11 protein-coding genes are annotated in these 13,744 nt (G+C 38.9%); all 11 read right to left on the reverse strand.

The window, feature by feature from the left end:
• Window positions 1-235: 235 nt before the first annotated feature.
• The 11 genes from cas2 to typA all read right to left on the reverse strand — a co-directional run bounded on the left by cas2 (window position 236) and on the right by typA (window position 13,726).
• Window positions 236-526 (reverse strand): CRISPR-associated endonuclease Cas2, encoded by a 291-nt coding sequence (gene cas2 / locus CTER_RS10325; RefSeq protein ID WP_004625445.1) that lies wholly within the window; start codon window positions 524-526, stop codon window positions 236-238.
• A gap of 8 nt (window positions 527-534) precedes the next feature.
• Window positions 535-1,566, reverse strand: coding sequence for a type I-C CRISPR-associated endonuclease Cas1c (cas1c, locus tag CTER_RS10330; protein WP_004625413.1), 1,032 nt, complete (start codon window positions 1,564-1,566; stop codon window positions 535-537).
• Window positions 1,563-2,231, reverse strand: a complete 669-nt coding sequence (gene cas4, locus CTER_RS10335) for a CRISPR-associated protein Cas4 (RefSeq protein WP_004625428.1) — start codon at window positions 2,229-2,231, stop codon at window positions 1,563-1,565. The genes cas1c and cas4 overlap by 4 nt, the downstream gene beginning before the upstream one ends.
• Window positions 2,228-3,112 (reverse strand): type I-C CRISPR-associated protein Cas7/Csd2, encoded by an 885-nt coding sequence (gene cas7c, locus CTER_RS10340; RefSeq protein WP_004625408.1) that lies wholly within the window; start codon window positions 3,110-3,112, stop codon window positions 2,228-2,230. The genes cas4 and cas7c overlap by 4 nt, the downstream gene beginning before the upstream one ends.
• 2 nt (window positions 3,113-3,114) lie before the next feature.
• Window positions 3,115-4,905 carry a type I-C CRISPR-associated protein Cas8c/Csd1 gene (cas8c, locus tag CTER_RS10345; protein WP_004625421.1) on the reverse strand — a complete coding sequence of 597 codons (1,791 nt, stop codon included), beginning with the start codon at window positions 4,903-4,905 and terminating at the stop codon, window positions 3,115-3,117.
• A 4-nt stretch (window positions 4,906-4,909) separates the two neighbouring features.
• Window positions 4,910-5,566 carry a type I-C CRISPR-associated protein Cas5c gene (gene cas5c / locus CTER_RS10350; RefSeq protein WP_004625431.1) on the reverse strand — a complete coding sequence of 219 codons (657 nt, stop codon included), beginning with the start codon at window positions 5,564-5,566 and terminating at the stop codon, window positions 4,910-4,912.
• Between the two features lie 12 nt (window positions 5,567-5,578).
• Window positions 5,579-7,780, reverse strand: coding sequence for a CRISPR-associated helicase/endonuclease Cas3 (locus CTER_RS10355; RefSeq protein ID WP_004625437.1), 2,202 nt, complete (start codon window positions 7,778-7,780; stop codon window positions 5,579-5,581).
• 668 nt (window positions 7,781-8,448) lie between these two features.
• On the reverse strand, window positions 8,449-9,669 hold the full coding sequence (locus tag CTER_RS10360) for a peptidase U32 family protein (protein ID WP_004625447.1): 1,221 nt from the start codon (window positions 9,667-9,669) through the stop codon (window positions 8,449-8,451).
• Complete coding sequence (locus CTER_RS10365) at window positions 9,666-10,331, reverse strand: O-methyltransferase (protein ID WP_004625461.1); 666 nt, start codon at window positions 10,329-10,331, stop codon at window positions 9,666-9,668. The genes CTER_RS10360 and CTER_RS10365 overlap by 4 nt, the downstream gene beginning before the upstream one ends.
• Before the next feature lie 67 nt (window positions 10,332-10,398).
• Window positions 10,399-11,679: an endolytic transglycosylase MltG gene (mltG, locus tag CTER_RS10370; protein WP_004625446.1), complete on the reverse strand. Its 1,281-nt coding sequence runs from the start codon at window positions 11,677-11,679 to the stop codon at window positions 10,399-10,401.
• Window positions 11,680-11,908: 229 nt separating this feature from the next.
• Window positions 11,909-13,726, reverse strand: coding sequence for a translational GTPase TypA (typA, locus tag CTER_RS10375; protein WP_004625452.1), 1,818 nt, complete (start codon window positions 13,724-13,726; stop codon window positions 11,909-11,911).
• Window positions 13,727-13,744: the final 18 nt, after the last annotated feature.

The raw sequence follows: 13,744 nt of genomic DNA on the forward strand, positions 1-13,744 counted from the left end.
AGTGTTGGAAAGGGGTTAAACATGGGGTTATATATTTCAATCCACGTTCCTACGAGAGGAACGACAGCAAAAATAAACAAAAAAATCAATTTCAATTGTATAAGTTATACAATATTTAAGCGGTATCAATCGTTTTAACACATAACAAATACAAATAATTACACAATATTTAGAAAATTATATTTAAAATCCGGTGCGAATGTACCTGGCTTTTAATGTTAACTTTACATTCGCACTAAATTATCAAAGTACCTTCGACATCAAAGGACTCTTTGGCACCTATATGCTCAACCTTACTTTTGTATTTATTTCCCAGATAATAAAATCTGAGGCTGTCCTTGTCTTTGTCAATAATTTTTTCTAGCTTATTTTTAACTTCTCTGCACTTTGCTGCATCCATAACACATTCAAATACAGAATTCTGAACTCGTTGGCCATAGTTGACGCATTGTTTTGCAACACGGCGCAACCGCCTTTTCCCGGTTTCAGTTTCGGTATTCACATCATAAGTAATAAGTACCAGCATCCAATCACCTACTTCCACAAAAATGGAGGATATTCATCTAAATCTCCACGAATAAACCTGGCCAGAAGCATTGCCTGAACATACGGCACAAGACCCCATTCCAACTTTTCCTGTAAAAACGGATGGGTTATTTTCTCTTGCTTTCTGCTCTGCCAGGCCTGTAAAATCGTTTTACGCGCATCATCATCCATTATAACGGCACCATCCTCTTTCTGAGTGAAACCACCAGAATTAACCACCCTCTTATTAATGAGAGAAATTACAAATCTATCTGCAAAAATACAGCGCAGTTCCTCCATTAAATCCAGGGCAAGGGATATTCTTCCCGGTCTGTCCCTGTGCATAAAGCCCACATAGGGATCGAGTCCCACTGTTTCCAATGCCGCTGCAACATCATGTGCAAGCAGCGTATATACAAATGATAGCATTGCATTTAGATTATCAAGAGGAGGGCGCTTGTTCCTTCCGTGAAAGAAAAATTCCTGTTTTTGTTGAAGTATCAAGTCATTCAAAACACTAAAATACTGGGCTGCAGCCTCTCCCTCGAAACCTCGTAACTCCTCAAGATTTTCACTTCCCAGAACAAAGCCTAATGAATTTGCCAATCCAGACGACACCTTTTTAAGCTTATCTGTGTCAAGCCTCTCGGAATAATCTCTTGTTGCACGTTCGATAACCCATCTTCCGTTAAAAATCTTACCGAATATAAAATTCCTGGCTATTTTTGTACTATCCTCATTGCTTTCCGATAACCTGTACTGTGCCTTCCTTAAAGTTACATTTCCCCTGACCTCTCCAACAACCCGTGACAAAAATTTGCCACTCTGTGTCATAAAGCTCAGTGAAATATTTCGTTTTGCGCATGCACCCATCAATGCCGGACTGGCACCGGTATAACCAAAGGCAATAATGCTTTCCAGATTGTGCAGAGGAATACGAGCAGCTTCAATGTCTCCTTTCAGAATAACAAGATTTTCTCCATCCAGAGACAGATAGCTATCCGCTGAAGTTACATAAACAGTATTTAACAGTTTTCTCATTCTTCTACCTCTTTAAGGCTGTCTTTAATATATTTTGATACTGAAGGATTCTTGCACAGCCTAGGCAGGCAAATATCTGCCAACGAACATGCCTTGCAGCTCTTAGATATCTTTGCCTTAGGTGTATATCTCCTATTATACAATTCATGCATCTCATGCAAAGTGTCCCTTACCCGTTCACGCAAATCCGTATCCAGCACGGCTTTAAGCCTGTGCCTTGTCTCACCGTAGAACATATATGCTTCCTTTATTTCACACAAAAGCATCTCTTCAAGGCACATAGCCTGTCCGCATAATTGCAATATATCCGCTTCATTTTCCTTTGGCTTTCCGCGTTTATACTCCACCGGTACAGGTTTGTACAAGCCTTCTCTGCCGAATATGGTCACACCGTCGGCACATCTATGCAGTTCTACAATGTCACATACCCCGCTTACTCCCAGTGTCCTGGAGAAAACAGCCATGCCTCTGGAAATAATAATGTCTCCTCTTTTTTCAGAGAAGCCGTCGTCATGTGCCTTCTCATGAAGTATGTTTCCTTCAACAGTTCTCAAATTTTCCTGCCACTGCTGTTCAATATGTATTAGTGCCCACTGCCTCCTGCAAAAAGCAAAGTGCTGAATGCCGGATAAGAGCAGGAAGTCTTCTTCGTTATATTCCATCATATCTTTCTTATTAATTCTACTCCTGCCGGAATAGCTTTCTCATCAACAGTCACAATATAATCATCAAAGCTCCTTGGAGGATTGCTTTCATCTTTTCTGGCTATAGAAACAGTATCAAAAAGCTTGTATGCAGGACAATTTCCAAACTCGCTGTCATGCTTGAAAACAATCAATTCCCTAACAGACATATTTCCTCTGGCTGCCGAATGCTCGTGTTCAAACATATTTATGACAGCATCCCAAAACAGGTTTAAGTCATCCTCAGTGAATCCAGTTGTCTTTTTCGCCAAATTTGCAGAAATATATCCGTCAACCCTGTAAAGGGCATATGGTATTATGTACTTTCTTCCCATTTCAGTTTCTTTTTTTGCAGCGTCTTTCTCAGTAGTCGCAACAACCCTTGTTATAGCTATTTCCTGCTGTACTATAGGATCTATGCTCCTGGCAAAGCCTATTTGAACAGGACCTCTGACCTGCCCACAATTCAGTTTTGCTTTTACAAATGTAGTCATTACAGCTCCAAAGGTTCTGATATCAAAGAAATTTTTACACATAAAATCTTTGATTTTAACATCAATATCTTCTTTCTTTGACTGTGCTTCCTTCTCATCTGAAATTCCCAGATAAGCAAATGCCTCTCTATCGCTTCGTTCTAAAGGAGAACCATCTTTGATGTATATCCTGTATCCCGGACGCTCTTCTTTAATTGTTTCAATATAGTTTCTTATCTTTCTCTTCAAGCAAACATCCGTGACAATTCCGTATCCGGTTTCAGGATCAATTCTCGGCATATTTCCTGCATCAGGATCTCCATTAGGGTTACCGTTTTTTACTTCAAATAAAATTGTAAATTCGTACCTGTTCATAATAATTTCACTCATTTTTAATTCTCCTTTTCATCATTCTTTTTATATAGCGCATTCTTCTGGTGGTAATAACCTAAAACAAAAACTCCTTGTTCTTCAAGTAACAAGTGTGCTGGAAATGGATTCTTCTCAATATCAAGAATATCTAAAATCTTAGACATTTTCTTATCATTTGCTTTTCCATAACCATCCTTTGAAGACTTAGAAATGTGATGCTGGGAAAGGCGTAATAAAATTGGAAATACTGAAGCCGGAGTTGCACATGCCGAAGTAAAATATCTATCCTTAATTGTAGAATTCAATTTACTCTCACTGGCATCCTGCTGAGCTTTTTCCAAAACAGCAAAAAGTCTGCCTAACACATAGGCCCTGTTGTTACTTTGTTCATTTAGTGACACTGTTAAAACCTCCTTGAATTTATTTGAATTTCTTAAAAGATATGCTTTAATAATAGCAGCTTTATGATGGTTAATAGAATGTTCAGCGCGGATTCTGAGCATTATGGAATTGAATAATGCCGCGGGATAGTGTGAACCTGTCAGAATCGCTCTGAGAACGGCTCCCGCAAGTATTGGGGAGGCTGACTTATCATTTGACTTTGGAGAAACAGTCTCATTCAATAGTCTCCATAATGAAAATAAATCCTGTTCGTCCTGAAACTGTTTTTCCATACGCAAATCTTCATAATGCCTGGATACTTTTTCAATGAAATCTCCAAAACTGTTTACAGTAAAAAAGCGTATGGATAATCTGGCTGCATTTGGTGCAAGACCTAAAATATAAAATTTTACATTTTTGTTAAAACCACTTGAATAATCACCTATGACTGCTCCATTTGATATTTTTTCAAAAATTGCTTTTACTTCATCTACTGCGCCCTTATCTCTTTCAAACTTTGAATTATCACCATCTTTGAGTTCATCAGGGTCAATAAACATAGAGGCAAAATCCTGATAATACCTTTGAGGACTTTCGGCCCAAAAAACCACAGTAGTATCGCCCAAATATTGTTTATGCTGATTGTCGGAAAGCATACTGTTTAAAACAGTAGTATAGGCAAATGCGGCATATTCACTCACAGGAGCATTCAGCCCTTGTTCTTTTTCCCTTCCATAGGATTCATAGGCTCTATCATTAAATGATACTATCGCCGCTCCAACGCTTTGAGCACCTCTGACACCTTTAATATTGGGATGAAGCCTAGCTACATTTGCATACTCACCACAGTCCAGACACCACATTTTTTTTGAACCTTCAGAATTATTCTTATATTCTTCCCATGCTTTTAAAATAGTCTTATTTTTGTGAATATCCCCTACTCCGTCAAGTCTGAATACAATATTTGCACCTGTATAAAGGTCTTCCAAATAGTCCTTTAATGCAATATGGCTTGACGCATTATTAACATCCCACTTATTTACAAAATTTAAAAGTGCCTTTGCTTCAGTACATTCAACATTATTAAGTATTTTGTTGTGAAGTTCTCTGAAGGCTTCAAAGCACTTTTTTGTTCTATCCGGCTTGCCATTGTTGTCTATTCCCAGGGTATAACTGGAATTTTCACATAGAAAGTTAGATTTAATACCAACCGATTTTTTCTCCTGTTCAGGTACTATAATTCTCTGCGGAACCAGCTTCTTGCCATTTCCACTTGGTATCTTCAAAGGTATTACTCCAAGCAATTCTCCTTCCTTTGAGATATTCAGCGCATAGGATACACCGGTTCTGCTATATCCAAGCCTCGGTATATCACTATTTTCGTCCTCTGCCAAAATCTCATAATATCTCACTAACGATTGTAAAATCAATTTATCACCCCACTTTATCTATATTTTTCAAATCAATAACACCATTCACCATTTTTGCCCTGAAAAAAACCGGATAAATATTTTCAGGATCGCTAAAATCCATATCATATAGCATAAAGCCCAAATCCTGTTCTCCTAAATAACTTGGTTTGATTCTTTCGCCTTCAATCAGTTTAAAATTTGCGGGAAACTCTCGGCACCCAAAACATGGGGCATGATAGCACTGTCCGGTTCTCATTCTTCGCAATGCAATATTATAGTGCTTCTCAACAGTATCTCCTTCCTCCGCCTTGTCGGTCATTTCAAAATGAGCCTCAATAGCATAGCGCACATCCTTTAGAACCATAGCTGCTCTTTGTTGCCTCTGTTCATTGGTATTTATAAAATCAATGGTTTTTGTTCCATCCATAAGTGCCTTTGCGTTTGACTTTAAAATTTTCCCATTAACCTCATTTCTTCTGATATTGGTAAATTGTATTTTGTTGTAAACATGGATCTTATCTATAATCCATTTTATGGCCGGTTTCCAGTAGATAGCTTCAATCAATCCCCTTGCAGCAGACGGAGTAATTACATCATAACTCACTCGTTCAACCTTCATTTCAGGCCTAGTAAATAAGGCATAGTCACCCCAAACCTCCAATTTAATTCCAAAACCCATTTTTTATCCTCCTTAAATATAAATTCCTATCCCGGTTTCTTCTGTTATTTTTAGCCCTGTATCTTTATCATATAAATCCTTGAATAAATCCTTTTTCAAAATAGCACTTTCCTTACTGGTAATTCCGCCATTGGATATAAAATCAAAGGCACCCATGCCAAACAGACTTTTAAACTCATTCTCGTATATGCCCACTGTATATGGCTGAAGTGAACGCAAAATACCTGATTTATAGTCTGAATATCTTAATTTTTCAATAAGCTCGCACGCCTTTTCATCATACGGAATTATGACGGGTATCGTGGTATTTTCAATCAGTTTAAAATCATATGCTATGTCCTCAAAGCAAAAATTAAAATTAATGGCATCACGTTCCAGCCTGTCTGTTATTTTTTTTACATCTATACCTTCGCCCGTTAATTCATACAGCTCATTGAAATATGCTTCTATTGCACTTGGTGAACTTATGTCCTCAAAATTACGTATTATGCTTTCTGCCGCACCAATAGGACGTTTGAATGCTTCGGGCTGGTGCTGTACAAATTCCTTTTCAGGTATGAATACATGCACTTTTCCTTTAACCAGCCTGCCATCCACTTTAAGCCGTCCTTCCCTGTTGCATCTTCCGGTAGCTTGAATGATGCCATCCAAGCCGGACATTACTCTGAATACCGTTGGAAAATCAACATCCACACCTGCCTCAATCAGTCTTGTTGAGCAAACCCGGCAAGGCAGCTTATCTTTTAATCTTTGCTTAATGGTTCGTACTATTTCTTTCCTATGTACAGGACACATCAGCGTAGATAAATGGAAGGAACTTTCTTTTTCAAGCATAGAAAATACCTTTAATGCATGCTTTCTGGTATTAACAATGCAAAGTACCTGCTCCTTTTTATTCAGTTCTTGAGCAAGGATATTGCTTTCAATTACATTGCGTGTGATTATTTCAGTTCTCTTAAAAACATCATAAAGAGCAGCATGGTTTTCGCATATATCGATAGGCTTCAACTCTTTAAAATATTTGTCGAAAGGAGGTTGCGTAGCACTACACATAACAACTGTTGAGTTGAAATTTTGAACTAATTGTTTTATAGCTTCTATGCATGGTTTTAGATAATCTATTGGCAGCATCTGCACCTCATCAAAAATGACGATGCTGTTGGCAATATTATGGAGCTTACGGCAGCGTGAAGGTTTATGAGCAAATAAGGACTCAAAAAACTGTACATTTGTTGTAACAATAAAAGGCATATCCCAGTTTTCAGAACTCAGCTTTAATTTATTTTTTATCTTGCCTTCATCATCGTCAAAATCAAAATTCGAATGATGTTCAAGTACATTATCCTCTCCAAATATATCCTTGAATTCTCTGGCTGTCTGCTCAATAATGCTGGTATATGGAATTACATAAATTATTCTTTTCATAGAATTTTCTATAAGATGGTTTATTGCAAAGGCAAGGGAGCTGAGAGTTTTTCCTCCCCCTGTAGGAACGGTAAGATTAAATAAATTTTTGTCAAGCCTGGCCTTCTCTATACAGTCATCTAATATTTTTTTACGGTATTCATTAATCAAACCATCACTATTAAAACCACTAAGCTTGGTATTTAATTGTTTACGGAATGATTTAAAGTCATAATTAGAACTTCTGTCTACTGAATTATTACTCATAAATGCTTCGGTATCCAGAAAATCAGCGTCAACCAGACAGGAATAAATAAATCTTATATAGAACGAAAGAATAAATCCAATATTATTTTTACTGTAATGTCTGATATCAGGTGTAGCAGGAATACTTATTTCCTTTAAATCTACTTCATTAAAAAACTGGTCATAAGCCGGAAAATCTTTTGGTAACTTATTGAGCCTTGCATTTAACGTCCTCTCTATACCAACATCTGTTATAGATCCATAATTTGGTAACCCCGAATGATGCCCAGCAATGCAGTATGACATAATCCTTCCAAATTTATTAATTTTAGCTGCTTCCTTAGCACCGGCAGTTGAGTGGTCACACTTTTTACCGCCTTCTGAAATTCTTTTTTGAAATTCCTTGGAGTATTTTCCTATATCGTGCAAAAGTGCAGCCGTATATGCGTAATCATCCCCATTGAACGGATTGGCAAACTCTCTGGCCATTTTGGCAGTATTTATAAGATGCACTTTTATACTTTGTTCAGCACCGTCACTTTCTCTTTTATGAGCAATGAACATATAGCTTTCTCCTATGGATTATTCTTTAATATCTTCTAAATTATTACTTATTTTATATTATAAACTGTTTTTTTGACAAATCAATTAGGTAACCATAAATGATGCTAATTATTTCTTAATTCTATATTATGAATAGCAGATATTCATTTTTTTAATAAACCTTTTTATTATCTCAATTTAAAATTTAATGGTGATTAAATTTATTTCAATACTGAATTGCTGTAAATATATTTTTAATATTGACACTTCAATATATCTTGTTAATATAGAGACAAAAATGTAAACTACTTCTGTATTACTAAATCGCATCAAGTTCTCCTTCTCACTCATCTTTTCTAATCATGATGAACATTCAATAAAATATTATATGGTAGTATATGGAATATTTAAATTAATTGTGACATATAAATAATATTATTAAATCTTAGTGTTGGGGAACGTGGATTGAAATAATAATATATTTTATGGGAAATAGAAAAATGCTTATTAGGTCGTACTCAACATTAAGAGACCCTCCATTCGATATAAATTTTTTGAATCTTGTAGAAACAGCAATTATATGTTATTTCAAACAAAAAACACCAATTAAGCTGAATCAATCAACCAACCGGTGTTTCATATAATAAATGCTATTAATAATATAGTAAAATTACAATATCCTAATTACCTCACTTTCTCCTCAAAATCGTATACGGTATAACCTCCTGCTTCACAGGCATGTATACAATCATCTGTGCATGGGGAGCTGTCCTTATGCTCTCTCCTTCATCGTTTTTCATAGCTTCTATAGTCTGTACAAAATAATCCTTTTCGGGGACCACAACCTCGATCTCTTCCCCCACGATCATCCTGTTCCTTTGTTCGATTTTGGCAATTCCGGTCTCCCTGTCATATTCCAGGACCATTCCCACAAAGTCATAATCCCTGATATATGAACTGGTATTGTATATCTGGTCCTCTCCTGTGGTCTTGTTGAAATAGAAGCCGGTGGTATACTCCCTGTGGCTTGCTTTTGACAGCTCCGCCAGCCATTCGGGATCATACCTGTAATTTTCCGGATCGGACATATAGGCATCTATTGCCTTTCTGTAGGCACTTACGACAGTGGCAACATAGAAAGAGCTTTTCATCCTTCCTTCTATTTTTAAACTGAATATGCCCGATTCTATCAACTCCGGAATATGTTCAATCATGCATAAATCCTTTGAATTGAATATATAGGTCCCTCTTTCATCCTCATATACGGGATAATATTCACCCGGACGCTTTTCTTCAACCAGCTGGTACTTCCAGCGGCACGGGTGCGAGCATGCCCCCTTGTTGGAGTCCCTGCCGGTCATGTAGTTGCTGAGCAGGCAGCGCCCCGAATAGGATATGCACATGGCACCATGTATAAAGGCCTCGATATCCAGATCTTTTGGAGTCATTGCAGCCATTTCCCTTATCTCATCAAAGGACAGTTCTCTTGCGACAACTATTCTTTTTGCCCCCAAATCATACCAGAATTTGGCGCTCATATAATTTGTATTATTAGCCTGTGTACTGATGTGTACTTCCATATCTGGTGCAGTGCTACGCACAATATTAAAAATTCCGGGGTCGGATACAATTACCGCATCAACGCCAAGCTCATCCAGTTGTTTTATATATTCCGGCAATCCCACCAGATCTTGATTGTGGGGGATTATATTTACAGTGACATAAACCTTGCAGTTTCTTTCGTGGGCAAAGTCAAGCCCCTCCCTCATATCCTCAAGGGAAAAATTGTCGGCCGATGCCCTGAGACCAAACCTTTGCCCTCCGATGTAAACGGCATCGGCACCGTATAATATTGCCATTTTGAGTTTTTCCAAATTCCCAGCAGGAGCTAACAGCTCAACCTTTTTCATGCTTCCTCCGATATTTGTTCCATATTTTTCTTATAGCTCAGCGCAACACCATCTCCAATTGGGATTATTCCGGTTTCAAAGCTTTCATCCAGACAGAGTTTTTTCAGGAAGCTCCTCATACGTGTCACAATTGTTTTTTTGCGTCTGACAACCAATTCATCCGTGGCTATCATACCCTTGTAAAGCACATTGTCCGATACCAGCAGTCCCCCTGGAACAAGCATCCTCTTGCTTTGCTCAAGGAATTCGCTGTACTGACCCTTGGCAGCATCCAAAAATATCATATCGTACTGCTTGTCCAGACAGCCCAGCACTTCCATGGCATCTCCGGCAATAACATTGATAGTATCCTGAAGGCCTGCGGATTTTATGTTTTTTCTGGCAAGCTCAATCATCAAGTCATTTCTTTCAATGGTATCAATAATTCCGCCCGGTTTAAGAAAACCTGAAAACAGTATTGAGGAGTAGCCTATGGCCGTGCCCACCTCAAGGATTCTTCCCGGGCGGTTCATGTTCCCAAGCACCTTCATCATGGCAGCCACTTCAGGCTGTATGATAGGGACATGATTTTCGGCCGCATACTCCTCAAGTTCTGCCAGCAGCCCTGAATTAGGTTTAATTGTTGCTCTGATGTAATCATTTATATATTCATAGTTTATCATGTCTACTGTCCTTTTTGTCCCGTTAAGTCTTGACCATAAAACTGGGGTGGCTCAGCCACCCCAGTTTTTATTTTGTCAAGCCATATTCCTTCATGGCTTTTAAATGTTCAGCATAAGTCTTTGTAAACTTGGTTGTCCCATCCCCTTTTGCGATGAAGAACATATAATCAGTGTCTTCATCGGGATACAAAGCCGCATTTATGGAATCCATACCCGGAGAGCAAATCGGTCCGGGCGGCAGCCCGGGATGAATATAGGTATTGTAAGGATTATCAATGGTAGTATCCTCATATGTCAGCTTTTCATGTACTTTTCCTTCGGTATTCAGGAAAATATACTGTATGGTTGCACATGACTGTAATTTTCTGAGATTTTGATCCTTGCTTTGCAAACGCTTGTGGAATACAGCCGACACCAGCCTTCTGTCGTTGCTGCTGCTCGCTTCTCTTTCCACTATTGATGCAAGAGTAATTATTTCATCCATTGACATGCCAAGCTCCTTGGCCCGCTTATAATGCTCTTTTGTAAGTTTATTATTGAAATTCTGAAGCATTACCGATATAATGGTTTTTTCATTGGCATTCATAGCAAACTCATATGTATCGGGGAATAAATAACCCTCCAGCATAAACTGCCGGTTATTTACACTGCTTATCTGCTTAACAAAATCGAAGTCATATTTCTCATATTTCATAGCTGAATCAAATTTGTCCTCTATTGCAAGCCCTTTTTTAACAAAGGTCTGAACAATCTGTTTGTAAGTCAGGCCCTCAGGAATTGTAATCTTGACACTTTCGGGCTTGCTTATAAGGATGTTCATTATTGTGTCCAATTCAAGACCCTTTGTCAATACATGCGTACCTGCCTGGTATCTGCCGTCATAGCCATTCAGCTTTGAAACCAGTTTGAATATCTGAGGCTTGTTTATAATTCCCTCTCCGCCAAGTATTTCAGCGATGTCATTGGTATCTGAGCCCATAGGTATGTCAACAAGTACAGCACCCTTGGAATCGGCCGGAATTTTTAAGGCTTCCTTCACCACATCGTCCTTGGAAGATTCCACCGTACTTTTGTAGGAATAAATTGCTCCCACCGAAAAAATAAACAGAAATACCAGTATGCTGGCAAGTACAAATGCAAGCCGCTTAAGACCTGCACAGATAACAAATATTCCGAAGAACATCATCACAAGCCCAAGTACGGTAAGAAAAGCGTTAAGCGCTCCGTAATGGGCATCATAACCTTTAAGTATGGTTCTGACATAGTTCATGATATTGGGAACAGATAAAAATATTCCTATGATTATTGATAAAATGCCAAGTCCTGCAACTTTCAATTTTCTACTCATTAATACGTGACTCCATTCTAATGATCAAAAAGACATAATGCACCTTTGTACGGTACATCTATAATAAATACTATAATATTTTTTTTTGTATTTGTCCACAATTAGTGGTTTACAGGAAATTATACTTTCCTTTTCCGCCAAATGTCTGATCCCAAATTTATAAAGCCTGCAACTGAAAAATTACCGATGCAAGCTGACTGCTTTACATCGGTAATCTCAACTTTGGTATTTATTTTTTGCTTCTGTCTTTTGCTCTCATTTCGGTATCAAGAATCCTCTTTCTCAAGCGGATATTCTTGGGTGTGATTTCAACCAGTTCGTCATCTGCAATAAATTCCAGTGCCTGTTCCAGGCTCAGAACTGTTGGAGGAGTCAACCGCAGCGCTTCATCCGAACCCGATGCCCTCATGTTTGTGACATGTTTCTTTTTGCAGACATTGACCACCAGGTCGTCATATCTTGCATTCTCTCCCACTATCATACCCTCGTAAACCTTAGTTCCCGGAGTTATGAACAGGGTTCCTCTTTCCTGGGCATTGAAGAGACCGTAGGTTACCGCTTCTCCGTCCTCCCACGCAACAAGTGAGCCCCTCTGCCTTGTGGCAATATCACCCTTAAAGGGCTCATAACCGTGGAATACGTGATTCATTATTCCATTTCCCTTTGTATCTGTCATAAGTTCCGATCTATAGCCGATCAGGCCCCTGGCCGGTATTTTGAATTCCAGCCTCATATAACCCTGGTTGGCAGAAGTCATATTTACCATTTCAGATTTTCTTGTACCCAGCTTTTCCATAACAACGCCCATGTATTCCTCGGGTACGTCAATCATCAGGTACTCGATAGGTTCCATTAAAACTCCGTCTTCTTCCTTATTTATGACCGTAGGCTTTGAGACGTTGAACTCATATCCCTGTCTTCTCATAGTTTCTATTAATATTGAAAGATGGAGTTCTCCTCTTCCTGAAACCTGGAAGGCGTCGGCAGAATCGGTTTCTTCAACCCTCAGGCTTACATTCGTTTCCAGTTCCTTAAAAAGTCTGTCCCTGACATGTCTTGATGTTACAAAAGTTCCTTCTCTTCCGGCAAACGGACTGTTATTTACACTGAAGGTCATGGACAGGGTAGGTTCATCAATGGCGGTAAAAGGCAGCGGTTCAGGTGCTCCCACATCACAGATGGTATCACCTATGGTTACGTCTCCTACACCTGAAACTGCGACAATATCACCTATTCTGGCCTCATTGGCTTCAATACGCTTAAGCCCTTCATAACAGTAGAGCTTGGTTATCCTGGCATTGAGGACCTGGCCTTCCTTTTTACATATTATTGCCTGCTGTCCAAGCTTTATGGAACCTCTTTCCACTCTTCCTATGGCTATTCTTCCAACATATTCATCGTAGTCAATATTGGATACCAGCAGCTGAAGTGTTCCCGACTGATCACCCTTTGGTGCCGGAACCTTTTCAATGATCATATCAAATAAAGGTTTTAAATCAATCCGCTCCCCGCCCAGATCGCATACTGCAAAACCTTCTCTTGAGGAGGCGAAAACCACCGGGAATTCAAGCTGATCGTCGTCGGCTCCCAATTCGATAAATAATTCGATTATTTCATCGACTACTTCATCGGGTCTGGCTTCAGGTCTGTCAATCTTATTAACTACAACTATGGGCTTCAAATTAAGTGCAAGAGCCTTTTTCAAAACAAATCTGGTCTGGGGCATAGAACCTTCAAAAGCATCCACCAATAAAAGAACCCCGTCCACCATTTTGAGAACACGTTCAACTTCTCCGCCGAAATCGGCATGGCCGGGTGTATCAACTATGTTGATCTTAATACCGTTGTAGTTGACAGCAGTATTTTTTGCAAGGATGGTAATACCCCTTTCCTTTTCAAGATCATTGGAGTCCATTACTCTTTCGGCTACAGCCTCATTCTCCCTGAATATACCGCTCTGTCTGAGCATGGCATCAACAAGTGTTGTCTTACCATGGTCAACGTGGGCTATTATTGCAATATTTCTTATATCCTGTCTGATATCCACAAAAATTCTCCTTCATAA

Origin of the sequence: Ruminiclostridium cellobioparum subsp. termitidis CT1112 (assembly GCF_000350485.1) — a bacterium.
Taxonomy (GTDB): Bacteria; Bacillota; Clostridia; order Acetivibrionales; family DSM-1351; genus Ruminiclostridium; species Ruminiclostridium termitidis.